The 23,519-nt window shown below is 70.1% G+C and carries 21 protein-coding genes; 6 read left to right on the top strand and 15 right to left on the bottom strand.

The genetic code is table 11. The features are described 5' to 3' along the window. The first annotated feature begins 7 nt into the window (after positions 1-7). The gene (locus ABZ463_RS08850; protein ID WP_362774551.1) at positions 8-1,885 is read left to right on the top strand and encodes a prolyl oligopeptidase family serine peptidase; all 1,878 of its coding nucleotides are present in this window, start codon (positions 8-10) and stop codon (positions 1,883-1,885) included. A 40-nt stretch (positions 1,886-1,925) separates the two neighbouring features. Here ABZ463_RS08850 and rny read toward each other — a convergent pair whose 3' ends face one another. The 3 genes from rny to recA form a co-directional block, all read right to left on the bottom strand. Further along, on the bottom strand, positions 1,926-3,545 hold the full coding sequence (rny, locus tag ABZ463_RS08845; protein ID WP_352008555.1) for a ribonuclease Y: 1,620 nt from the start codon (positions 3,543-3,545) through the stop codon (positions 1,926-1,928). 437 nt (positions 3,546-3,982) lie between these two features. Beyond that, the gene (recX, locus tag ABZ463_RS08840; RefSeq protein ID WP_362774547.1) at positions 3,983-4,723 is read right to left on the bottom strand and encodes a recombination regulator RecX; all 741 of its coding nucleotides are present in this window, start codon (positions 4,721-4,723) and stop codon (positions 3,983-3,985) included. Between the two features lie 13 nt (positions 4,724-4,736). Beyond that, positions 4,737-5,831: a recombinase RecA gene (gene recA / locus ABZ463_RS08835; RefSeq protein ID WP_352008553.1), complete on the bottom strand. Its 1,095-nt coding sequence runs from the start codon at positions 5,829-5,831 to the stop codon at positions 4,737-4,739. Positions 5,832-6,101: 270 nt separating this feature from the next. On the opposite strand from recA, the gene ABZ463_RS08830 reads away from it, so the two are divergent. Then, on the top strand, positions 6,102-6,380 hold the full coding sequence (locus tag ABZ463_RS08830; RefSeq protein ID WP_352008552.1) for a hypothetical protein: 279 nt from the start codon (positions 6,102-6,104) through the stop codon (positions 6,378-6,380). A 42-nt stretch (positions 6,381-6,422) separates the two neighbouring features. Here ABZ463_RS08830 and ABZ463_RS08825 read toward each other — a convergent pair whose 3' ends face one another. Then, positions 6,423-6,674 (bottom strand): hypothetical protein, encoded by a 252-nt coding sequence (locus ABZ463_RS08825; RefSeq protein ID WP_352008551.1) that lies wholly within the window; start codon positions 6,672-6,674, stop codon positions 6,423-6,425. Positions 6,675-6,754: 80 nt separating this feature from the next. On the opposite strand from ABZ463_RS08825, the gene ABZ463_RS08820 reads away from it, so the two are divergent. Then, positions 6,755-8,230 (top strand): PLP-dependent aminotransferase family protein, encoded by a 1,476-nt coding sequence (locus ABZ463_RS08820; protein WP_352008550.1) that lies wholly within the window; start codon positions 6,755-6,757, stop codon positions 8,228-8,230. 5 nt (positions 8,231-8,235) lie between these two features. On the opposite strand, the gene ABZ463_RS08815 is transcribed toward ABZ463_RS08820, so the two are convergent. The 5 genes from ABZ463_RS08815 to ABZ463_RS08795 are packed head-to-tail and all read right to left on the bottom strand — an operon-like array spanning position 8,236 to position 12,679. Further along, a complete protein-coding gene (locus ABZ463_RS08815; RefSeq protein ID WP_352008549.1) occupies positions 8,236-8,667 on the bottom strand; it encodes a MaoC/PaaZ C-terminal domain-containing protein in 432 nt (143 codons plus the stop codon). Further along, entirely contained in the window at positions 8,651-9,637 is a 987-nt protein-coding gene (locus ABZ463_RS08810; protein WP_362774541.1) for an amidohydrolase family protein, read from the bottom strand. Before ABZ463_RS08810 ends, ABZ463_RS08815 begins: the two co-directional genes overlap by 17 nt. A gap of 1 nt (position 9,638) precedes the next feature. Next, positions 9,639-11,000, bottom strand: a complete 1,362-nt coding sequence (locus tag ABZ463_RS08805) for a TrpB-like pyridoxal phosphate-dependent enzyme (protein WP_362774538.1) — start codon at positions 10,998-11,000, stop codon at positions 9,639-9,641. Between the two features lie 32 nt (positions 11,001-11,032). Then, positions 11,033-12,376: an NAD(P)/FAD-dependent oxidoreductase gene (locus tag ABZ463_RS08800; protein ID WP_352008546.1), complete on the bottom strand. Its 1,344-nt coding sequence runs from the start codon at positions 12,374-12,376 to the stop codon at positions 11,033-11,035. Positions 12,377-12,424: 48 nt separating this feature from the next. Beyond that, on the bottom strand, positions 12,425-12,679 hold the full coding sequence (locus ABZ463_RS08795) for an acyl carrier protein (RefSeq protein ID WP_352008545.1): 255 nt from the start codon (positions 12,677-12,679) through the stop codon (positions 12,425-12,427). 291 nt (positions 12,680-12,970) lie between these two features. Here ABZ463_RS08795 and ABZ463_RS08790 point away from each other — a divergent pair, with 291 nt between their 5' ends. The 3 genes from ABZ463_RS08790 to ABZ463_RS08780 are packed head-to-tail and all read left to right on the top strand — an operon-like array spanning position 12,971 to position 16,979. Next, the gene (locus ABZ463_RS08790) at positions 12,971-14,098 is read left to right on the top strand and encodes an acyl-CoA dehydrogenase family protein (RefSeq protein WP_352008544.1); all 1,128 of its coding nucleotides are present in this window, start codon (positions 12,971-12,973) and stop codon (positions 14,096-14,098) included. After that, positions 14,095-15,552: an amino acid adenylation domain-containing protein gene (locus ABZ463_RS08785; protein ID WP_362774533.1), complete on the top strand. Its 1,458-nt coding sequence runs from the start codon at positions 14,095-14,097 to the stop codon at positions 15,550-15,552. The genes ABZ463_RS08790 and ABZ463_RS08785 overlap by 4 nt, the downstream gene beginning before the upstream one ends. Then, a complete protein-coding gene (locus tag ABZ463_RS08780; RefSeq protein WP_352008542.1) occupies positions 15,549-16,979 on the top strand; it encodes a cation:proton antiporter in 1,431 nt (476 codons plus the stop codon). The genes ABZ463_RS08785 and ABZ463_RS08780 overlap by 4 nt, the downstream gene beginning before the upstream one ends. On the opposite strand, the gene ABZ463_RS08775 is transcribed toward ABZ463_RS08780, so the two are convergent. The 6 genes from ABZ463_RS08775 to ABZ463_RS08750 form a co-directional block, all read right to left on the bottom strand. Further along, positions 16,917-17,843 (bottom strand): DMT family transporter, encoded by a 927-nt coding sequence (locus ABZ463_RS08775; protein ID WP_352008541.1) that lies wholly within the window; start codon positions 17,841-17,843, stop codon positions 16,917-16,919. The genes ABZ463_RS08780 and ABZ463_RS08775 overlap by 63 nt on opposite strands. Positions 17,844-17,914: 71 nt before the next feature. Continuing rightward, a complete protein-coding gene (locus ABZ463_RS08770) occupies positions 17,915-18,643 on the bottom strand; it encodes a response regulator transcription factor (RefSeq protein ID WP_352008540.1) in 729 nt (242 codons plus the stop codon). Positions 18,644-19,280: 637 nt separating this feature from the next. Beyond that, positions 19,281-19,475 carry a DUF3046 domain-containing protein gene (locus tag ABZ463_RS08765; protein WP_352008539.1) on the bottom strand — a complete coding sequence of 65 codons (195 nt, stop codon included), beginning with the start codon at positions 19,473-19,475 and terminating at the stop codon, positions 19,281-19,283. Between the two features lie 266 nt (positions 19,476-19,741). Further along, positions 19,742-20,932 carry a hypothetical protein gene (locus ABZ463_RS08760; RefSeq protein ID WP_362774528.1) on the bottom strand — a complete coding sequence of 397 codons (1,191 nt, stop codon included), beginning with the start codon at positions 20,930-20,932 and terminating at the stop codon, positions 19,742-19,744. Between the two features lie 14 nt (positions 20,933-20,946). Further along, the gene (locus ABZ463_RS08755) at positions 20,947-22,515 is read right to left on the bottom strand and encodes an MBOAT family protein (protein ID WP_362774525.1); all 1,569 of its coding nucleotides are present in this window, start codon (positions 22,513-22,515) and stop codon (positions 20,947-20,949) included. 436 nt (positions 22,516-22,951) lie between these two features. After that, positions 22,952-23,440 (bottom strand): VOC family protein, encoded by a 489-nt coding sequence (locus ABZ463_RS08750; RefSeq protein ID WP_362774522.1) that lies wholly within the window; start codon positions 23,438-23,440, stop codon positions 22,952-22,954. Between the last annotated feature and the right edge of the window lie 79 nt (positions 23,441-23,519).

Genomic DNA, 23,519 nt, shown 5'->3' with positions numbered 1-23,519 from the left:
TGGCGCCATGTCCCCCGAGCAGGTCGTCCGGCCGTATGCCACCTGGCCCTCTCCCATCTCGACCACGGGTGTCGCCCGGTCGGGGCTGCGCCTGGGGTTCCCGACGGTGTCGGGAACCCAGATGTGGTGGACCGAGGACCGCCCCCTTGAGGGCGGCCGCACCACGATCGTGCGGCAGGAGGCCGACGGCACACGCACGCAGCTCCTGGCGGCTCCGTGGAACGCCAGGACCCGCGTCCACGAGTACGGCGGGCGGCCGTACGCCCTGGTCCCCGGCGGGGGGCTGGTGTTCGCCAACTTCGCCGACCAGCGCCTCTACCTTCTGTCCCCCGGCTCCGAGCCCGAGCCCCTCACGCCGGAACCCGAGCACGAGTGCGGCCTGCGCTACGCCGAGATGACCGTCCACGAAGGGCGGATCCTGTGCGTGCGCGAGCGGCACGACGCCGAAGGACGGGTGAGCCGCTCGATCGTCTCCATCCCGCTGGACGGCGGGGCCGAGACGCGCGAGCTCGTCGGCGGGAGCGACTTCTACGCCTTCCCCGCCCTGTCGCCCGACGGCGAACACCTGGCCTACGTCTGCTGGGACCACCCCCGCATGCCGTGGAACGGCACCGAGATACGGGTCACCCGGCTCTCCGACGGCCTGACCAGGACGGTGGCCGGAGGCCTTGAGGAGTCGGTCCTGGCCCCCTCCTGGCGCGACGACCTGAGCCTTTACTTCATCTCCGACCGCTCCGGCTGGTGGAACCTCTACCTGAGCGGCGTCGGCGGCGCCCCCGCGCGGGCGCTCCACCCCCTCCAGGAGGAGTGCGCAGGACCGCTGTGGCAGCTCGGCGGAGCACCCTACGCTCCGCTGGCCGACGGGCGGATCGTCCTGCTGCACGGCCGGGGAGACCTGCGCCTGGGCGTGCTCGACCCCGAGGACGGCACACTGACCGACCTCGAAACCCCCTACGACGGCTGGCACCCGTCCCTGTCGTGCGACGGGCGGGCGGTGGCCGCGATCGCCTACGGCCCGGAGATTCCCCGCGCCGTCGTCCGGCTCGACCCCGCGACGGGGAACGCCGAGGAGTTCCGGCGCGACGCCACCGAACTGCCCGACCCCGCCTACCTGCCCGTTCCCCGGGCCGTCGAGTTCGACGGCAAAGCCGGGCGCCGGGTGCACGCGATCGTCTACCCGCCCGTCAGCCCCGAGGCCAGGGGCGAGGGGCCCGCGCCGTACGTGGTGTTCGTGCACGGCGGTCCGACCGCGCACAGCATCAGCGCGCTCGACCTGGAGAAGGCCTTCTTCACCAGCAGGGGCATCGGCGTGCTCGACCTCAACTACGGCGGCTCCACCGGGTACGGCCGCGCCTACCGCGACCTGCTGCACGAGCAGTGGGGGATCGTCGACGTCGAGGACGCGGTCTCCGCGGCCGAGTGGCTGGCGGCCGAGGGGCTCGCCGACTCACGGCGGATCGCGATCAGGGGCGGCAGCGCGGGCGGCTGGACGGTCATGGCCGCCTGCTGCGCCTCCGACGCGTTCGCGGGCGGCGTCTCCTACTACGGGGTGAGCGCGCTCGCCTCGTTCGTGACCACCACCCACGACTTCGAGTCCCGCTACATCGACTGGCTGATCGGTGCGGACCCCGCGCTGTACGGCCCCCGCGAACCGCTGGGCATGGTCTCCAAGGTGACCTGCCCGATGCTCCTGCTGCAGGGATTGTCCGACCCGGTGGTGCCTCCGGAGCAGTCACAGGCCTTCGCCGACGCCCTGGCCGAGCGCGGTATCCCGTGCACCTACCTCACCTTCGAGGGAGAGTCACACGGCTTCCGCCGCGCCGAGACCCGAAGCACGGCCCTGGCCACCGAGCTGGCCTTCTACCAGCAGATCTTCCACTCCTGACGGCTCCGGCACGCCGGGTGACCCCGCGCCTGGACGACCCCTATCGGGCGAACTCCGTGGCGCGGGACTCCCGGACCACGGTGATGCGGATCTGACCGGGGTAGGTCAGCTCCTCCTCGACCTGCTTGGCCACGTCCCGGGCGATCACCTGGGCCTGGATGTCGTCGATCGCGTCGGGTTTGACCATGACCCTGATCTCTCGGCCCGCCTGCATGGCGAAGACCTTCTCGACGCCGTCGTAGGAGGTGGCGATCTCCTCCAGCCGCTCAAGGCGCTTGACGTACGCTTCGAGGGACTCCCGCCTGGCCCCCGGCCTGCCACCGCTGATCGCGTCCGCGGCCTGGGTGAGCACGGCCTCGACGGTCCTGACCTCGACCTCGTTGTGGTGGGCCTCGATCGCGTGGACCACGTCCTCGTGCTCGCCGTACCGTCTGGCGATCTCGGCGCCGATGAGCGCGTGGCTGCCCTCCACCTCGTGGGTGAGCGCCTTGCCGATGTCGTGCAGGAGTGTGCAGCGCTTGAGCAGTAGAGGGTCGAGCCGGAGTTCGGCCGCCATGATCCCGGCGATGTGGGCGGACTCGACCAGGTGGCCGAGCACGTTCTGCCCGTAGGAGGTGCGGTAGCGGAGCTGGCCGAGGAGGGTGACGAGTTCGGGGTGCATCTCGGTGATGCCGAGCTCGACCAGCGCGTCCTCACCGGCGCGCACGCACAGGTCCTGGACCTCGGCCCTGCTGCGCTCGTGGGCCTCCTCGATGCGCTGCGGATGGATGCGCCCGTCGAGGACGAGCTTCTCCAGCGTCAACCTGGCGGTCTCTCTGCGGACCGGGTCGAAGCACGACAGCAGGACCGCCTCGGGGGTGTCGTCGATGATCAGATTGACCCCGGTGGTCGACTCGAAGGCACGGATGTTGCGGCCCTCACGACCGATGATGCGGCCCTTCATCTCGTCGCCGGGCAGGTGCAGGACGCTGACGACGGACTCGGCGGTCTGCTCGGTGGCCACCCGCTGGACCGCCAGTGTCACGATCTTGGTGGCGCGCTTCTCCCCCTCTTTGCGGGCCTGGCCCTCGATCTCTCTGACGATCAGGGCGGCCTCACGTTTGGCCTGGTTCTCGATCTCTTTGACCAGTTCGGTCTTGGCCTGCTCGCCGGTGAGCCCGGCCACCCTCTCCAGGACGGCCCTGCGTTCCTGGGCGGCCCGGTCGAGGTCCTCGCGGCGGTCGGCGAGCTCGGTCTCCGTCTCGGCCAGTTTGCGAGCCCGCTCGGCCTGGCGCCTGGCCTCCTCGTCGAGCCGCTGCTCCCGTTCGGCGAGCCGCTTCTCCCTGCGTTCGAGGTCGGAGCGGAACTCCTTGAGCTCCTGCTTCAGGAGCCTGCTCTCGGCCTCCGCCTCCTTGCGCAGCCCGGCGGCGGCCTCCACGGCGGCCTCCGACCTGCGTAGAAGGTCTCCGGCGTCGTTCTCCGCCTTGGCGCGAATCTCGGCGGCCTCCTGCCTGGCCACCTCAAGTTCGGTCTGGATCTCCTCAAGCTGCTCGGGTGAGGGACCGCTCGGCCGTCCCAGTGCTCCGCCGGTACGGCGTAGCAACACGATCAGCGCGGCTATCATCGCCACGGCGAGAACCGCGACCGCGACCGTCAAAGTGACGACCACAACCGAATTCATGCGCGCCCCGCCCTCCTCGCGTTGCCAATAGCAAGACACGAGGCGTCACACGCACGGCACGGAAAGTCCACATGGTGGTATCACCAGGACATATGTTGATCCGGGAGCGACGCCGCATCAGCCCATCCCACCGGCTCTGTCGCCTGCCCGCATCCATGAAGCTTGTTCGTCCGCAATTTACCGTTATGACAATCCGCGCTGCGCGGAGTAACTCCTCACTGCCGTCGAGGTTAAGCGTCAAAGAGGTAACGGGCAAGCAAAGGCGCACCGGGAAACACTCGAACGTGAAGCGACCCCCCTTTCCCCCGTACGGCACGACCGCAGGACGCACCGGCTCGCCGGCCGCTCAGGTTTCGCCGACGGCGACGACACCCGTCAGGACCGGGGCGGCGGCCGTACGGAATGGGGAGGGGCGCCTGGGGCCACCGGCTCCCGGGTCAATCCTCTGAATAGTCGTGTTCGTCCATGGAAGAGGGTGAGGAGGGGAAATTGTCCGCCTCCTCGCTCTCCAAAGCCTCACGGATCACCCGGAAGGCCAGCCCGGGGCCGTAGCCCTTTCTGGCGAGCATGCCCGCCAGCCTGCGGGTCCTGACCGCGGGATCCAGACCACGGGTCGAGGACAGCCTGCGTGTGACCAGGGCGCGTGCCGTCTCGGCCTCCCGCTCGGGGTCGAGCCGTTCGACCGCGTCCTTGACGATGTCCTCGTCGACCCCTCGGTGGCGCAGCTCCGAGGCGAGCGCCTTCCTGGCCAGCCCCCGCCCCGTGTGACGGGAGCTCACCCAGGCCTCGGCGAACGCCTCGTCGTCGATGAGACCGACCTCGGAGAAACGCTCCAGCACCGCCTCGGCGGCCTCCTGCGGCACCTCGCGCCGTTGGAGCGCCTCGGCGAGCTGGGCCCGGGTGCGTGGCGCCATGGTCAGCAGCCGCAGGCAGATCGCCCGCGCCACCGCCTGCGGATCGGCGTCGGGCCCCCGGGCCGCCACCGACCCCTCGGCCGGACCGTCGGGCAGGAGACCGTCCCCCTCCCCCGCGCGCCCGGCGCGCCTCCCCCGGGCACGCGTGCCCCGGGAGGAGCCCCGGCCGCGCCGGTCCCGCCGGGTGTCCTCCGAGTCGGGCCAGGCACCCCAGTCTCGCGGCCCGGCCTCACCGGCCGGACCGGAATCAGGTCCCGTCGTCATCGGTCAGCCCGGATCAGGCGTCGCCCGGCTTGGGGGTCGAGGCCTTGGAGCCACGGCCGGAGGAGGCGGCGGGGGCCGGAGCGGCGGGCGGCGGGGTGGCCGGGCTGTCCAGGCGGGGGCCGATGCCGAGCTTCTCCTTGATCTTCTTCTCGATCTCGTTGGCGATGTCGGGGTGGTTCTTCAGGAAGTTACGGGCGTTCTCCTTACCCTGGCCGAGCTGGTCGCCCTCGTAGGTGTACCAAGCGCCGGACTTGCGGACGAAGCCGTGCTCGACACCCATGTCGATCAGGCCGCCCTCGCGGGAGATGCCGACGCCGTAGAGGATGTCGAAGTCGGCCACGCGGAAGGGCGGAGCCATCTTGTTCTTGACGACCTTCACCCGGGTGCGGTTGCCGACCGCCTCGGTGCCGTCCTTCAGCGTCTCGATGCGGCGGATGTCGAGACGGACCGAGGCGTAGAACTTCAGCGCCTTTCCACCGGTCGTGGTCTCGGGCGAGCCGAACATGACGCCGATCTTCTCGCGGAGCTGGTTGATGAAGATCGCGGTGGTGCCGGTGTTGTTGAGCGCGCCCGCGACCTTGCGCAGCGCCTGGGACATCAGGCGAGCCTGGAGGCCGACGTGGCTGTCGCCCATCTCGCCCTCGATCTCGGCCTTCGGCACCAGGGCCGCGACCGAGTCGATGACCAGCAGGTCGATGGCGCCGGAACGGATCAGCATGTCGGCGATCTCGAGCGCCTGCTCACCGGTGTCGGGCTGGGAGACCAGCAGCGCGTCGGTGTCGACGCCGAGCTTCTTGGCGTACTCGGGGTCGAGGGCGTGCTCGGCGTCGATGAAGGCCGCGATGCCGCCGGCCCGCTGGGCGTTGGCCACGGCGTGCAGGGCGACCGTGGTCTTACCGGAGGACTCGGGACCGTAGACCTCGATGATGCGGCCCCTCGGGAAACCGCCGATGCCGAGGGCGACGTCGAGCGCGATGGAACTGGTCGGGATCACCTCGATGGGCGCACGGGCCTCGTCACCGAGTCGCATGACGGAGCCCTTGCCGAACTGCCGCTCGATCTGGGCGAGGGCGGTCTCAAGCGCCTTCTCGCGGTCGTTAGCTGCCATGGGAGCCCCCCTGGAGGGTCGCGGGTTGGATCGGTTGCCAGAAAGCTACGGGGTGCCACCGACATTTTCCGGAGAGCACGCCGAGGAGCGTCAGCGCGTCCAATATAGCCGAACGACTGTTCGAGCGAGGCCGGACGACAGCGCATGTTCCGGGGCGTGCGGGACGACCCACCCCATCCGGAAGGCGATATTTCCGAGAATTCCCCCATGCCTGTTGTCAGGGGGCTGACCTGGGGCGATCCTGGGGGCAGCCGACCCTGAGGTGCCGACGTGACCAGCACGTTCAGCCAGCAACGCCTGACCTACCTTGGGTCCCTGTCCGCCGAGCTGTCGCGGCAGGGGCTGGCCAGCCGCATGGTCGGCGGGGATGACCCGGTACTGTGGGTGTGGCATCCGGAGAGCCTGAGACAGACGATCGTCTTCGCCACCCCGGCCGGAGACGGATGGCTCTTCCTGTGGTCCCCCGACGGCCGGGAGAAGGCAGGGGACCCCCGCGGGACCGCGGAGTCCCTCGACCGGCTGCTGAGCGCCCCCGACCCCGGCCCCTGATCCGCGCACGGCGAAACGCCGCCGCCCGGGGGGCCGGGGAACCTACGGGTGACGCACGCCGACCGTCCCGCGCGGGCCGGACGCCCTTACCTCCGTCGCCCTCCGCCGTGGCGTACGTCGTCCGGCCCGCGCCCGCCCGGTCTGCCTGCCGGTTACGGCGGTGACGACCGCGCGCTCCGGCGGATAGGGATCGGCGGGTTTCCAGTCCCGGCCGTCACGGGTGTCCGCGCCGAAACGCGGCACAACCACGGCCAGGAACACGGCCGCGGCCAGGAAAAAGAGAAAATTGGTCATTTTCCAGTCCACTTCCATTGCCCACTGCGTCCATTCCAAGGCACCCTTGGCACAAGTGGCCAGATCCAGTAGAGGGAAAAATGGACCGTATTTCCACCGAGCGTGACATCGTCGCGCTCCTCGGTGACTGGGCGTCGGGCCGAGGCCCTCTCTATCGCAAGCTCGCGGACGCGCTGGCGCAGGCCGTCGAGGACGGCCTGCTCCTCCCCGACGACCGGCTGCCCTCCGAGCGCGGGCTGGCCGACGCGCTCCAGGTGAGCAGGGCGACCGTGGTCGCGGCCTACCAGGAGCTGCGGGGCGCGGGCCTGCTGTCGAGCCGGCAGGGAAGCGGCACCAGGATCGCCTCGGACGTCAAGGTGCGCAGGCCGACCGCCGACGGGCGGGTGCCCGGTGGCACCGCGATGACCATCTTCCAGCGGCTGATCGACGGCCCCGGCGAGCTGATCTCCGTCGCGGTCGCGGCGGGCGGGGCGGCTCCCGAGCTGGCCGTCGCGCTGCGCGAGCTGGTCCGCGACGACCTGGACGACCTGCTTTCCGGGCCCGGCTACCACCCCTCCGGGCTTCCTGAGCTGCGTGAGGCGATCGCGGGTTACCTGACGAGGAACGGCCTGCCGACCGCGCACGACGAGATCGTGGTGACGACGGGCGCGCACCAGGGCCTGGTCCTGGTGACCGAGCTGTACGTCAGCCAGGGGGCGACGGTGCTGGTCGAGTCGCCCAACTGGCCCGGTTGCCTGGACGTGTTCCGCTCCGCCGGGGCGCGCCTGGTGACCGTACCGCTCGACGAGGAGGGGCCTGAGATCCACACGCTCGGCGCCATGTTGCGGGAGCGCAAACCCTCGCTCCTCTATCTCATGCCGACCTATCACAACCCGACCGGGGTGCTCATGTCGGCGGCGCGCAGGCGCAGGATCGCGGAACTGGCCGCCGAGCACGAGGTGCCCGTCCTTGAGGACAACGCCTACATGACCTACCACGCGGAACCGGGGGCCGTACCCGCGCCGCTCGCGGCCTACGCGCCGCCCGGCACGGAGATGCTCTCGCTCGGCTCGCTCGCCAAGGCCGTCTGGGGCGGCCTGCGCATCGGGTGGGTCCGCGGGCCCGCCGAGATCGTGCAGCGGCTCTCCCGGCGCAAGGTCCTCGCCGACATCGGCAGCCCGGTGATCGACCAGGCCCTCGCGGCCAGGCTGATGCCCCGCCTCGACCGGATCCTCGCCGAACGGGCCAAGGAACTCGGCCTGCAGCTCGACCACATCGACGCCCTGCTGCGGGACCGGCTGCCGAGCTGGCGCTGGCGGCGCCCCGACGGCGGCGGCGCCCTGTGGGTCGAGCTGCCCGGTGTCGACGCCATGGCCTTCGCCCAGGTCGCCGTACGGCACGGCGTCGACGTGGTGCCCGGAGCCGTGATGGACCCGGACGGCGGGCACACCAACCACATCAGGCTGCCCTTCACCTTCTCCCCCGAGGTCCTCGACGAACTCGTCCACCGGCTCGCCCGTGCCTGGTCGGAGATCGCCAGGCACGGGCCCGCGCCCGCCGTACAGGTCGTGGTCTGAGACGGCTAGGGGTTCGCGGCCTGGCGTCTGCGCATCAGGCCGTAGATCATGATCCGCATGACGGGCCGTTCCCGGTCGTCGAGGAACTCCCCGCGCTGCTGGAGGATCCCGCAGTCAGGCCTGGACAGGGAGGCCGCGAGCCCGACGACCGTCACCCGGCCGGTCAGGACGTCCCCCGGTCTGACCGGCCGCAGCCAGCGCAGCTCGTCCACGCCCGGGGAGACCTCCGCCTCGGCGTGCAGCAGTACCCCCTCCGTGTAGAGCCTCATGAACGTCGCCGTCACGTGCCAGCCGCTGGCGATGAGGTCCTCGTGGTCGAGGTGACGGGGCTGCGGATCGTACGCCTGGGCGAACCGTACGATCTCCTCGTGGGTGATCTTCCGGCTGCCCAGCTCGAAGACGTCTCCGACGTGGAAGTCCTCAAAGGCGCGCGGCATCGGCGGCCCCTTCCCTTCCCGCCGCGAGCCTGTCCGCCAGGCGGGGGAACAGGGCCAGGGCGTTGTCCAGGAAGGGGATGTCCCCGGCGTCCGCCAGGTGACGCAGGGTCCCGGAGACGACCGCGTCCCGCATGAACGGGAAGTCCGTGCCGAACAGGACGTTCTCCCTGCCGGTCACCTCGGCCAGGCAGGCCAGTGTCGCGGGCGAGGCCGCCTGGGCCGTCTCGTAGTACAGCCGCCGCAGTTCTCCCGCCACGTCCAGCCCGCCCGCCCCCGGCAGTACCCAGGTCGCCGCCAGTTCCAGCCGCCAGGCCAGGAACGGCACCGTGCCGCCCGCGTGGGCCAGGACGAACCGGATGTCGCGGCAGCGGCCGAGGGTGCCGCCGAAGAGCAGGTCGGCGACCGCCCGCGTGGTGTCCATGACGAAGTCGACCAGCGGCGGCGGGACCTTGGCGGCGAACCCGGGCCCGCCGGCGCAGTCGCACCGGTAGGCCGGGTTCGGATGGACGAAGACCACGGCCCCGCGCCGGTCGAGTTCGTCGAAGACCGGGGCGAACGCCGGATCGCCCAGGTAACGGCCGTCGGCCAGGCTCGCGCTCATGACGACCCCGTCGAGGCCGAGCACGTCGAGCGCGTACTCGATCTCCGCCAGGGTCGTCTCGACGTCGGGCATGGGCAGGACGGCCAGGGCGCCGAACCTGCCGGGGAAGTCGCGCACCAGCTCGGCCGACCACTCGTTCGCCTGCCGTACCAGGGAGGCGGCGCCCTGGCCGAGCGCGGCGTCCGGCAGCAGGATCGACAGGATCGCCGCCCGGACGTCGTTGGCGTCCATCACCCTGAGGGAGTCCTCGACCGTCCACTCGGGGAGGGGGACGCCCGGTGCCATGTGCGTCACCCCTCTCCGGCGCAGCTCGGCGATCAGCGGCGGGTGGTAGCTGTGGTGGTGCACGTCGATCCAGCCGCCGCCCATCTCAGGTCGTCGCGATCTTCGGCAGCCGGCTCAGCGCCTCGTCCAGCTGGGCCTGGGGGATCGCGTAGTCCTCAAGCTGGCCCGCCAGGTAGGCGTCGAAGGCGCCCAGGTCGAAGTGGCCGTGCCCGGACAGACCGAACAGGATCGTGCGCTCGCTCCCCTCCTCCTTGGCCGCGAGCGCCTCCTGCACGGCGCCGCGCAGCGCGTGCGACGACTCGGGCGCCATGATGAACCCCTCGCTCCTGGCGAACCGCACGGCCTCGGCGAACACCTCGTTCTGCTCGTAGGCGCGGGCCTCGATGTAGCCCTGCTCGTGCAGCGCGCACAGGGTCGGGGCGTCCCCGTGGAAGCGCAGGCCGCCCGCGTGGATGGGCGCGGGCATGAAGTCGTGGCCGACGGTGCGCATGGGCAGCAGCGGCCCGAGCCCGGCCGAGTCGGGGTAGTCGTAGGTGTAGGCGCCCCGGGTGAGCGTCGGGCAGGCGGTCGGCTCGGCCGCGATGAACCTGGTCCCCGGCCGTTCCCCGGAGAGCCGGTCGGCCATGAAGGGGAAGACCAGCCCGGAGAAGTTGGAGCCCCCGCCGACGCACCCGACCACGACGTCGGGGTAGTCGCCCGCCATCTCCAGCTGGCGCTTGGCCTCAAGACCGATGACGGTCTGGTGCAGCACCACGTGGTTCATGGCCGAGCCGAGCGCGAACTTCGTGTCGTCGTGGGCCAGGGCGTCCTCGACGGCCTCGCTGATGGCGATGCCCAGGCTGCCGGGCGAGTCGGGGTCCTTGGCCAGGATGTCGCGGCCCGCCTGGGTGCGGCTGGTCGGGGAGGGGAACACCTCGGCGCCCCAGGTGTGCATGAGCGAGCGGCGGTAAGGCTTCTGCTCGTAGGAGGCGCGCACCATGTAGACCGTGACGGCGACGCCGAACAGGCTGCCCGCGAAGGACAGCGCCGAGCCCCACTGTCCCGCGCCGGTCTCCGTCGTCAGCCGCCGCACGCCCTCGTTGGCGTTGTAGTAGACCTGCGGGATCGCGGTGTTGGGCTTGTGCGATCCCGCGGGCGAGACGCCCTCGTACTTGAAGTAGATCTTCGCCGGGGTGTCCAGCGCCTTCTCCAGGCGGTCGGCCCGCACCAGAGGGCTCGGCCGCCACATCCGGTAGATGTCCCGCACCTGCTCGGGGATGTCGATCCAGCGCTCCGGGGAGAACTCCTGCTCGATCACCGCCTGCGGCAGCAGCGGCGCGAGGTCCTCAGGGCGCAGCGGCTCGTGCGTGACGGGGTTGAGGTACGGCGGCAGCGGGGCGGGCAGGTCGGGCAGGATGTTGTACCACTGCTGGGGCAGGTCGTTCTCCGCCAGGATGAACTTCTTCACGGATCTCCCGGTCCTTCCGTTCGGAACTGCGGCTAGAACTGCGGCGCCGCGCTGGGGGCGCGCAGCGTGCCGAGGTGCTTGTGCCAGAGATGATCAGGATTCTCCTCGACCTGGCGGGTGATCTCTCGCATTTTGGTCAAAGCCACCGGCTCGCCGCCGTCGTAGACGTCTCCCTGGAGCATCTTCAGCACGTCGAGGCGGTATCTCGGGTCGGCGACGAAGGCCGTGAACAGGATGTTGAGCCGGTAGTAGATGGAGATGAACTCGTACCAGTTGCTCACGGCGTTGCGTAGTTTGCCCTCGTAGTTCGCGAAGGAGGGCTTGGTGAAGTCACCCCGCTCCGCCGCCGCGAGAATGTCGTAGGAGGCGATCCTGGCGCTGTTCATGGCCACGCTGACGCCGCTGGAGAAGATCGGGTCGACGAAGCGGGCCGCGTCGCCGATCATCAGCCAGCCGTCGCCGCAGATCTCCCGCATGGCGTAGCTGTAGTCGCCCTCCGGCTTGAACGGCTTGACCTGCTTGCTCGCGCGCAGCGCCTCGGCCAGTTCGGGGCGGCTCTCCACGCACCTCCAGAAGAAGGTCTCCCAGTCGGATCCGGCCTCGCTGAAGTGCTTCTTCTGCGTGACGACCCCGATGCTGGTGATCGTCTCGGTGATGGGGATCTGCCACACCCAGGTGTCGGTGATGGGCAGGAAGTGGACGAAGATGTAGTCGCTCTGCTCCTTGTCGACCGACAGCGCGCCGCGGTCGAGCCCGTCGAACCAGGTGTGGATCGCGTACTGGTTGAACACCGGGTCGGAGACCTTGAGTTTGAGCTGCCTGCCGAGGAAGGTGTTGCGCCCGCTGGCGTCGATCACCATCCTCGCCCGCACGTCCGTCTCCCTGCGGCCCATGCTGAAGACCAGCTTGGGCTCGGGCTCGGAGAAGTCGACCCGGCGCACCCGGATGCCCTCGTAGACCTTGGCGCCGAGCGACTCGGCGTGCTGCAGCAGGATCAGGTCGAACCGCCCGCGGTCCACGTGGTAGGTGTAGTCCTGGTTGACCCCGGCCTGGTCACGCTCGCTGAAGTCGATCTCGGCCGTCCCGAACCCGTGGGAGACCTCGAATCCCAGGGTGGGGATCTTCGCGTCGATCGCCGAGGTCCAGGCGGCGCCGTACTTCCTGGGGAAGCCCGCGGCCTCGATCTTCGGCAGCGCGCCGATGTCGGACAGCACGGGGGTGGTCGCGGGGATCAGGGACTCCCCCACGTGCTCGCGCGGGAAGATCGCGCCCTCGAACACGCCGCAGGACAGCCCGGCCTGCGACAGGTAGGAGGCCATCGTGGATCCCGCGGGACCGCCTCCGATGATCGCGATGTCGAAGTCAACGTCAGACATGATTGGCCTTCCCCTCGTGGACACGTTCACGGGCACACCGGTACACGTTCACTCGCTGCCGAGCCGTACGACGAGACCGCTGATGCTCCGCAGGTCCTTGAAGTTCCCGCCGACCATCTCCTCCATGGGAATCTCGATCCCGTACTGTTCCCTGATGAATCCGACGAGCCGGGTGGTCGTGAGCGAATTGAGAATTCCCCATTCGAGCAACGGGGTCTCCGGCTCGATCTCCACGTCCGAGGTGTCAAGGATTCTCTCCTGCAGGTATTTGCGGAGTACGTCGGAGACCTCCGACTCGTTCATTCGCAGCTCCCGTCTCATGGGTGACCCATCGGGCGATCACACCGCCGTGGCCGTCGCTCCGGGCACGACCACCGGCATGAGACTACGAAGCGGTGCTCTGACTGTCCTCCTGACAAATATTGAACTTCACCTCTCCCCCGCCACCCTGAGGACAGGTGGACTCCTCATTTGGTAGGGGGGTGGAAAGGACGAGTGGGCAGACTTGTTCCCCACGTTTTCCCGTTTCCGGGACAGAAGCTTCCGCTGGAATGATGAGGACAGCGGAAAGCGGCCGATCCTAAGCTTCCGAGCGTGGATTTCGCCTGGGATTCCGACCAGCGGGAGCGATACGAGCTGGTCCGGGAAAAGACACGTACATGGCCGGTGACCGAGAACGGGTTCCTCACCCGTGAGGACTGGGGGCGGTGCGCGGCGCTGGGCCTGACGGGCCTGTCCGTGCCCGCCGAGTACGGCGGCGGCGGACTCGGCTTCCTGGACACGGCGCTGACCGTGGAGGCGTTCGGCCGGGGCTGCCAGGACATGGGGCTGGTCTTCGCCACCATGGCGCACCTGTTCGCCTGCGCGATGCCCATCGCCGAGCACGGCGGCGCGGAGCTGCGTGCGGCGACGCTCCCCGGCCTGTGCTCCGGCGAACTGGTCGGCGCCAACGCGATCACCGAGGACGAGGCGGGCTCGGACGTCACCGCGATGACGACGCGCGCGGTCCGCGACGGCGACGACTACGTCATCACCGGGGTCAAGTCCTTCGTGAGCAACGCGCCGATCGCGGACGTCTTCACGGTCTACGCCTCGACCGACCCGGCCTTCGGGCACATGGGGGTCAGCGCGTTCGCCGTGTCACGCGGCACGCCGGGACTGACCGTCGGTGAGCCGTTCCGCAAGGTGGGGCTGGAGAGCGTCCCCGCCGCGCGGGTCCGGCTCGACGGGTGCCGTGTCCCGGCGGACGCCATGCTCGGTGTGCGGGGGCAGGGGGCGGCGATCTTCCAGTCCTCGATGCGCTGGGAGCGCACCTGCCTGTTCGCCGGCTACCTGGGCCTGACCGAACGGCTGCTCGACGCGGTCGTCGAGCACTCCGGGGAGCGCAGGCAGTTCGGCCGCCGTGTCTCCGACAACCAGGCGGTCTCGCACCGCATCGCGCGGCTGCGGCTGCGCCTTGAGGCGGCACGGCTGCTGCTGTGGCGGGCCTGCTGGCGGCTCGACCGGGGCGAGCGCGCCGTACTCGACGTCGCGATGGCCAAGCTCGCGGTCAGCGAGGGCGCGGTGCAGGCCGGTCTCGACGCCGTGCAGATCTTCGGCGGGGCGGGCATCCGCGGCGAGGCGGGGGTGGAGCGCGCGCTGCGGGACGCGCTGCCCTCGACCGTCTTCTCCGGCACCACGGAGATCCAGCTCGAACAGATCGTCAAGGAGCTGGGGCTGTGAGACTGCACGAACTCGTCCGCCGGAGCGCCCGCCGCGCCCCGCAGGCGCTCGCCGTCGCCGGGCCGGACGCCGCCCTGACCTACGGCGAGCTGGACGCCGAGGCCGACCGCCTGGCGCACGCGCTGGCCGCGACCGGCGTACGGCGGGGCGACCGGGTGGCGCTCTGGCTCGACAAGTCGGCGCAGGCCGTGGTCGCGACCCAGGCGGTGCTGCGTCTGGGGGCCGCCTACGTGCCCGTCGATCCGCTCAGCCCGGTCGAGCGGGCCGTCCACCTGGTGCGGGACTGCGCGCCGCGCGCCGTGGTCACCTCCCCCGAGCGCCTGCGGACGCTGGAGCTCAACGGCGTGGACGTCCCGGCGCCCGGCCCGGGACCCGAGGGCACCCCGCCGCCGCTGCCGGAGCCGGACGGGACGGCCGACGACCTGGCCTACATCCTGTACACCTCGGGCTCGACCGGCGTGCCGAAGGGCGTCTGCCTGTCACACCGCAACGCGCTGGCCTTCGTCGGCTGGGCCGCCGCCGAGCTCGGGGCCGTCCCCGCAGACCGCTTCGCCAACCACGCCCCCTTCCACTTCGACCTGTCGGTGCTGGACCTGTACGTCGCCTTCCACGCGGGGGCCTCGGTGCACCTGATCCCGCAGGAGACGGCCTACGCCCCGCGCCTGCTGGTCGACTTCCTGCTGGACCGGCGGATCACCGTGTGGTACTCGGTGCCCTCGGCGCTGATCCTGATGGCCCGCGACGGCGGGCTGCTCGACGCGCGCCCCTCGGCGCTGCGCGCGCTGCTGTTCGCCGGCGAGCCGTACCCGGTGACGCATCTGCGCAGGCTCCGTGAGCACCTGCCCGGGGTGCGCATGCTCAACCTGTACGGACCGACGGAGACCAACGTGTGCACCTTCCACGAGGTCGGCGAGGTGGCCGGGGACAGGACCACGCCGGTCCCCATCGGGCGGGCCTGTTCCGGTGACCGGGTGTGGGCGGTCAGGCAGGGCGGGGGCGTGGCAGGTCCCGGCGAGGAGGGTGAGCTGGTCGTCGACGGGCCGACGGTGATGCTGGGGTACTGGGGCTCCGCGCCGCAGGCCGGGCCGTACGCGACGGGTGACCTGGTGCTGCTGCAGGACGACGGCGACTACCGCTTCCTCGGCAGGCGTGACGGACAGGTCAAGATCCGGGGGTACCGGGTCGAGATCGGCGAGATCGAGGCGGTGTTGCAGGCCCATCCCGCCGTCGGTGACGCGGCGGTCGTGCTGACCGGCAGCGGCATCGACGCCAGGCTGGTCGCCTACCTGGTGCCCTCTGGGGCCGAGCGCCCGAACCTGCTGGAGATCAAGCGCCACTGCGCGGCCTCGCTGCCCCGGCACATGATCGTCGACGCCGTCCGGCACGTCGACGAGCTGCCCAGGACACCGAACGGCAAGATCCACCGCCGTCTGCTCACCTCGGAGGCACGATGACGCCGACGCCCACGGGCACAGTCGAGCTCGATCCCCGCCCGTCGGGGGCCCCCGTCTCACGCCGCGGGGCGGGCGCCGCCGTCTACGTCCTGACCGCGATCCTGCCCGCGCTGGCGGCCGTGGGCCTGCTGGTGATGCTGGGGACCTCGGCGGGCACGGCGCGGCCGGTGCCCTCCGCCTCCGGTCCCGTCGAGCACAGCGTCCAGCTGTTCGCCGCGATAGCCGTGGTCATCCTGGCCGCCAGGCTCTTCGGACGGCTGGCCAGGGGCGTGGGGCAGCCGCCCGTCGTCGGGGAGATCTTCGCCGGGCTCTGCCTCGGGCCCTCGGTGCTCGGCGCGCTGCTGCCCGGCGTGAGCGCCTGGCTCTTCCCCGCCGAGGTGCGTCCCGTCCTGCAGGGCCTGGCCGACCTTGGGCTGATCGCCCTGATGTTCGTGGTCGGCCAGGAGACGAGGCAGACCTCCTTCCGCGGTCAGGGCGGGGCCGCCGTGACGATCGCCCACGCGGGCATCGCGGGTCCCTTCCTCGGCGGCGCGCTCCTGGCGAGCCTGCTGTATCGCGACTGGGCCGGGCCTCAGGCCAGCCCGGTGGTCTTCGCGATGTTCCTCGGCTCCGCCCTGTCGATCACCGCCTTCCCGGTGCTCGCCCGCATCCTGGTCGAACGGGACATGTTCCGTACCCCGCTGGGCAGGCTGAGCATGTTGTGCGCGGCGATCGCCGACGTGGTCGCCTGGTGCCTGATCGCCGTGATGACCGCGGTCGCGGGCCGGGACACCCCGGTCAGGGCGGCGCTCACCGTGACGCTGGTGCTCGCCTACGGCGTCGTGATGACCTGGCTGGTCCGTCCCTGGCTGGCCAGGATTCTCACCGCGCTTGAGGACCGGCCGGAGATACGCCTGCTGGTGCTGCTGGCGGGCCTGCTCGCCTCCTCCGCGGTGACCTCGGCGATCGGGATTCACGCCATCTTCGGCGCGTTCCTGTACGGCCTGTGCTGTCCCTCCGGATCCCTGTCCCGGCTGACCGAGCGGATCAACTCCGTCTCGGGGCTTCTGCTGCTGCCGTTCTTCTTCGTGGGCACGGGGCTGCGCACGGACGTCTGGCGCAGCGGGCTCGACGCCTCACTGCTCGGCGTGACCGTGCTCGTCGTGGTGGTCTCGATGCTGGGCAAGCTGGCCGGTCCGATGCTGATGGCCCGCTCGACCGGGCTGAGCTGGCCCGACTCGGCCTCGCTCGGAGTGCTTCTCAACGCCAGGGGCCTGACGGAGCTGGTGGTGCTCAACCTCGGGCTCGCCCTGGGGATGCTCAGCGAACGGCTGTTCGTCGTGCTGGTGGTCATGGCGCTGGTGACGACCGCCGCGACGGCCCCGTTACTCTCGCTGCTCGACCGGCTGACGGCCCGCCGTCGAGATGGAGGGGCCCGTCGGCTGTAGCCCGATCAGCAGGCCCACGACGACGAGGGCGGCCCCGGCGAACTCCGGCCAGCCGGGGTGGCCCGTCCCCAGGACGACGGCGGCGACGATGGTGCCCAGCGGCAGGAAGCCGGAGAACAGGCCGGCCCGTTCCGCGCCGAGCCGGGGCAGGGCGTCGTACCAGCAGAAGAACGCGAAGGCGGTGACCACGACGGCGAGGTAGGCCAGCGCCCCCGCCTCCGAGGGCGTGGGCGTCCGCAGCATCCGCGGTCCGTCGACGACGGCCCCGGCGATCAGCAGCAGCGGCACGGAGGCGGCGGCCGAGTAGGCGGCGACCCTGACGGCGCCGAGTTTCGGCAGGAGCGGGATCGCCAGCAGTGAGAAGCCGACCTCCCCGCCGAGCGCGCCGAGCGCGAGCAGCACCCCGACGAGCGTCGCGCCGCCCAGGCCGATCGTGACGGCCGCCCCCGTGGCGACCACGACCGCCGCGACCACGACGTGCGGGGTCGGCCTCCTGCCCTCCATGAGCGGTGTGGCGACCGCGAAGACGATGGGGACGGTGGCCACGATCGTGCCGACCATCGCCGGGTCGGCGTAGCGGGTCGACTCGACCACGAACACGTTGAACGCCGCCAGCCCGACCAGGGCCAGGGCGGCGACGAGAAGGATCTCGCGGCGGGTCAGCCTGACCGGTGGCAGCCGCCTGGCTTTGACGACGGCGAACAGCAGGACCGCGCCGACGGCGTAGCGCACCGCCTGCCCGCCGTACACGGGATAGCCGTGGAGCGCGGGAGAGACCCCCGTCAGTGTGCCGACGCAGAACATCGCGGTCGCCGCACCGATCATGCCGCGCCGCCTGTCGGCCTTGTCTCGTATGAACGTCACGGGGTGTCATCGTGGCAAGCGGCATGATCTCGCGAAAGTGCCAATGGGCGGGCAAGTGGACTGACCTCCCGTTACGCGTTGGCCGCCCGGCTGCGTTCCTCCTGCGGATACCTCCTGCGGGACAGGTGGACGGGGTTCTCCCCGACCTTCATCAGGCCCGTCTCGTAGGCGTAGATCACCGCGCCCGCCCTGTTGCGCAGGTGTTTCTTGTGCAGCACGTTCTGGACGTGGGACTTGACGGTGCTCTCGCTGAGTGACAGGTCCCTGGAGATCTCCGCGTTGGTGTAGCCACGGGCCAGCAGGCGCAATACGTCCAGTTCCCTGCTGGTCATGTCGGTCACCGGCGGCGTCCTGGGCGATCCCGTCGCGGCGGTCCTGACGGTCCGCTGGCACGCCTCGGGGGCCAGGAAGGAGTATCCGGCGGACAGCATCCTGATCGCGGCACGCAGTTCCTCGGCCGAGGCGTTGGTGAACAGCAGACCTCCCACCTCGGGCTCGGCCATGTCGAGGGAGCGGGCGTCCCAGGCGTCGACGAGCGCGAGGAAGCGAGGGGTCTCGCCGGGGAGCTCCGCCACGATCTTCCTGGTCGCCTCGACGGAGTCGGCGCAGTCGCTGAGCGGTCCCATCACGACGACCTCGGGGCACAGGTCGCGGATGCTGCGGATGGTGTCCGTCGAGTCGGTCGTCTCACCGGTCACCGCCATGTCTCCGGTCTCGTCGAGGATCTCCCTCAGTCCGATCCGGAGAAGCGTGCGGCTCTCGGCCAGAAGGACCGTCTTCTTCTGGGTGGCATTCTTCATCGTCACCGTATCTGGCCTGGGAAATCGCGGTTTCGGCGGCTCTCGTCCTGCGTGCCTGAGGGCACGGCCCGCGCACGGGCCGTCAGGAGATCGCGAAGGTTCCAGATCACGAGGTACGGCCGCCGCACGCGGAGGCCGCGCGCGTGTGTCGGCCGGGGCGCCCTCCCGGCGGGCCCGTCCCTGACGGGCGGACCATGGGTCATGGGGCGGGTCGGCTCGCGGTCGACAAGAGACACAGCGGACAGACCCCCACTATCCGGATACGCATACCTCGGGTATACAACAGTGCGATCGCAATGTATCTACCAATTTTTGTGACTTAACCCTCGCTATTTGCGACCGGAACGATATTCGGCCAGGTGGCGGCCTTACGAGAAAAGTCGATCAACACGAGGAACCATACGAAGTTCGGCATGGCCGGCGAGGCCCGCTCACCCATGTGATGGGCGGGACGATCACGAAGCGCTTATTTACCCAGCTAGTTGACACGTCCCGGAAACTTTCCGGTGACCGGCCCGTCCGCCCGGGGAACACGCTTCAAGATCGGCGCAGGGAAAGGGGCGGCCATATCCGGCGGCGTTTCGCGCGAAACCCACGGCCCGGGAACGAAGGCACCCCGGAGGCCGGGGCGGGGCCCTCAGCGCAGGCGGGGGGCGACGTCGATCACCCCGCACACCGCCCGCCAGACGTCCTTGGCCGCGAAACCGTCGGCGAGCGCCTGGTCCACCGTCCTGCCGCCCAGCTCGGCCAGGATGTAGTCACGAGCCCACGACTCGGCGTAGGCGTCACCGAAGTGCAGTTTCATCCGGTCCCAGAAATCCGACAGGCGCATCCCCCAAGTATGACCCCGGCCACGGGTGCCGGACGCCATGGATCGAGGAGCCCCGCCGTGGCGCGCGCCCGCCCCCTGCCCCACGAGAGAAATCCGATTTCACGGAGGCGACGACCGAACATTCATCACGAGCCGTGATAAAGCCATCACCCTCCGAACGGGAAAGGGCCGCCCGCCGCACGGGCGACATGACGCCATATACAAAAACGCTTTCGGCACTCCTTTACGGATGTTCGGATCCTGATCGAATCGCGAGGGCGGAGAGGCTAGCGCAGCGCTTTCTCGATCGCGGCGAGGGTCGCGTCGTCCAGCATCTCCCCGTGCCCGCCGACGAAGTAGCGCTCCACCATCTCGAACACCACCGTCTCGCTCCCGGCGACCTTCTCCGCGACGTACCCGGGCCCCGCCTTGGCGGGCGCGTCACTGCGCAGATAGGTCAGGTCCGCGAAGTACGGCGTGATCCACGGCAGCGAGTTACGGGTGAACGAGTCACCGACGAGCAGGGTCCTCGGCTCGTACAGCGGCGCCCCGGAGGAGGCGTTGGCCGTGCTGAAGGAGGTGGGCAGCTGCGTGTCGTCCTGCTTGGTCCGCCGTACCCCCTGCCTGACCAGGGACCACCGGTCGATGATCTCCTCGCGTGGCGTGCCCAGCATCGGCCCGAGGTCGCCGACCCTGGGCTCCTGCCCGACCTTGACCAGGCTCGTTCCCCGCGCCAGCCGGGGGTCGAGCGTCTGGGCCAGTGTCATGCCGTACAGTCCGCACGAACGCTCGTTCCAGTGGCTGTCGGTCCGCCAGTAGGTCGGCGCGCCGGTCTCCACGCGCAGTCGTTGGAGCGGGCCCCGCAGGTCCATGTAGCCGGGCGGGCGGGCCGCCTCAAGCGCCGCCCAGAACTCCTTCTTGCGCCTCTGCAGGCATCCCTGGCCGAGGAAGCGCTCCGGGAGCTCGTCGGGATAGGCGGTGGTCTTGTCCGGCGCGACGGTGAGCACGAACCTCCTGCCCGATCTCCGCACGATCTCGGCCAGCCTTCGTGTCCGCTCCAGGGTCTCGGCGACGCTCCAGCGCGGCCCGCACGCCTCGATCACGTCGTCCCCGAAGTAGAGCCAGCCGTTACGGCCCTCGATCGCCCGGGGATAGGTCGGTTTCCTGCCGGTGTTGTACGACGGGAGCTGGCCGAACACCCCCTCCGACAGGGCGGCGTTGCCACGGATGGCGTACTGCCGCAGCGGCAGGTGGGCCACCGCCCAGGACTCGGCCTTCGGGATGAGGTCCCAGCCCTCCGACAGTGAGGGGAACTCCGGCAGTCTCCGGTTCTCGATCTCGACGGCCCGGTCTCCCAGGGCGAAGGCCAGCGCGGGCCCGAAGAAGAACAGCCCCGCCGCCAGCAGCGTCGGCAGCCGCCCCCGGAGGCGACGGGGCCGGGTCCCCGAGGTCGCCGGTTCGGTCTCGACTGCGGTCATCGACGGCCTCTCTCTCAGAACTGGTAGTACAGGAACGGGCTGAAGGTGCCCGCGGCGACCAGGACGGCGGAGTAGGGGGCGGCCACCCACGTCACCACGACGCGCGCCGCCACCGCCGTACGGCCCCGCCCCGCCTCGACCAGGCGGCCGAGTGTGAACGAGGCCGGCAGCAGCACCACGCCCAGCGCCAGCGCGAGGGTGAGCGTCCGCTGGTGGTTGAGCGCGAAGGCCGTGAACTCGTCCAGGCCGCCGGGCCGCCAGCCGAACATCGCCTGGAGGACGTCGACCGCCCCGGTCATCGTCTCCGCCCGGAAGAACACCCAGCCGACCACGACCAGCAGGAAGGTCACGGCACGACGCAGCGCCGCGGTCGTGACGGTGCCCGGCGGGCGGTCCCAGCCCAGCAGCCGCTCGGCGACCAGCAGGCCTCCGTGGTACAGACCCCAGACGAGGAATGTCCAGTTGGCGCCGTGCCAGAAGCCGCAGAGCACGAAGATGACCAGCAGGTTGCGGTAGGTGACCAGGGTGCCCCGGCGGTTGCCGCCGAGCGGGATGTAGACGTAGTCGCGGAACCAGCGGGACAGGGACATGTGCCAGCGCCGCCAGAAGTCCGTCACCGAGTACGCCGAGTACGGCCGGTCGAAGTTCTCCGGAAGCCGGAAGCCCAGCATCATGCCCAGGCCGATGGCCATGTCGGAGTATCCGGAGAAGTCGAAGTAGATCTGGAGCGTGTAGGCCACGGCCCCCAGCCAGGCGGTCGGGGTGGTGATCTGGCCTCCGGCGTGGGCGAACGCGGCGTCCGCGACCGGGGCGATCGTGTCGGCGACGATCACCTTCTTGGCCAGCCCGAGGGCGAACCGGGGGAAGCCCGCGGCGAAGTCGGCGTACCGGTCACGCCGGGTGTCGGAGAGCTGCTCGGAGATCTCGTGGTACCGGACGATCGGCCCGGCGATGAGCTGGGGGAACATCGCAATGTAGGTGACGAACCGCACCGGGCTCCGCTGGGCGGGCCTGCTGCGCCGGTAGACGTCCACCACGTAGGACAGGTGGTGGAAGGTGAAGAACGATATGCCGATCGGCAGGGCGAGGCTCACGATCGGGCTGTGCCCCAGTCCCAGGGCGCTCGACAGGGCGTCGATCTGACGGCTGGCGAACCCGGCGTACTTCCACACCCCCAGGATCGTGAGGTCCCACACGATCGTCGTGACCAGCAGGCCCCTGCGTGTCCGCGGACGTTCCCTGAGCCGCTCCGAGTCCAGGGCGAGGCCCATGGCGTAGTTCACGGCGATCACCGACAGCAGCAACGCCGTGTACGGCCCCGCCCCCCAGGTGTAGAAGACCAGGCTGACCACCGCGACGAGGGAGTTGCGCCAGTGCGAGGGGAGCACCCAGTAGGCCAGCAGCGTGACCGGCATGAAGAACCACAGGAACAAGGAGGAGGAGAACGACATCGGTGTCCCGGAGAGAAGGATGAGGGGGCCGGGCTGGGCCTTTCGGGAAAGGTGCGCGGCCAGGTGCGGGACCTTGGACTCCGCGGTCGCCTGCGCGGTCAGGCGGACGGGAAACCGGAACGAGATCCGCATATGTCACGGGAATCCATGGGACGCGCTCGACCATGGTTTCCCCTTCGGCGGTTTCCGGCGCGCGAAAGGATCGGCCAAGGACCTTCGGCGGCGATTCAGTTCACCCTATCCGCGCTTTTGGTCATGACATGACCGAATGACAGAGCGCACGCCATGCTACCGAAGACCGCGTTCTTCCGAGATACGCATTCCTCCAGATCAACGCGACGGCCGTACTATCCGGGCGTTTCTCCGGACTTCACACCGGGAGCATGGAAACGAGGACGCGTCACGCGAAAACTCCTCTCAGGTGCGGCCTTTCCGAACCGAAGACGGGAGAGCAGGCGGTTTCCCGTGTTTCACGGCATTCCCAGGGCCGCGACCGTCCGGTGTCCGACGGGGGCGCGGATCCACGACCTGTCAGGGCGCGAGGGCCTTCCACCCGGGAAGGCCCCCGTCACAGGACATGTGAGCCGTACATCTCGCCGAGGGGGTCGGCGAGCAGTTCCAGGCGGGTGCCGTCGGGGTCCCGGAAGTAGATGGAGGCGCCGCTCTCGATCTGGTGCGGTACCCCGGCGGCCTCCAGCTTGCCGCGCAGTCGTTCCCAGGTCGCCGGATCGACGGACAGGGCGATGTGGTGCAGGCCGCCGAGCACCTCCCGGTAGGGGCCGACGTCCAGGCCGGGAAAATCGAAGAAGGCCAGCAGGTTGCCGTTTCCCACGTCGAAGAAGAAGTGGTTCGAGCCTCGGTAGTCGCGGTTCTCGACGATCTCGGTGAGGGGGAACTCCAGCAGGTCCTGGTAGAAGGCGATCGTGGTCTCGACGTCCGAACAGAGCAGCGCGACGTGGTGCAGGCCTCTGACGCTGCTCGGCGGACGGTGATCCCTGAGGTACTCCGCCCTGATTCGTTCACGTGCCGCCTCGATGGCGGGGTGGTCGATGCTCATCGCGCACGCTCACCGGCTTGGTTGCTCACCTGGGATCTATCTCCGTCTTGATGGTGGATGAACCTTTTCTGACTCATGC

Source organism: Streptosporangium sp. NPDC020145 (assembly GCF_040631275.1).
GTDB lineage: Bacteria > Actinomycetota > Actinomycetes > Streptosporangiales > Streptosporangiaceae > Streptosporangium.
Note: the sequence above shows the minus strand (reverse complement) of the source record. Positions and strands in the feature narration are given on the sequence as shown.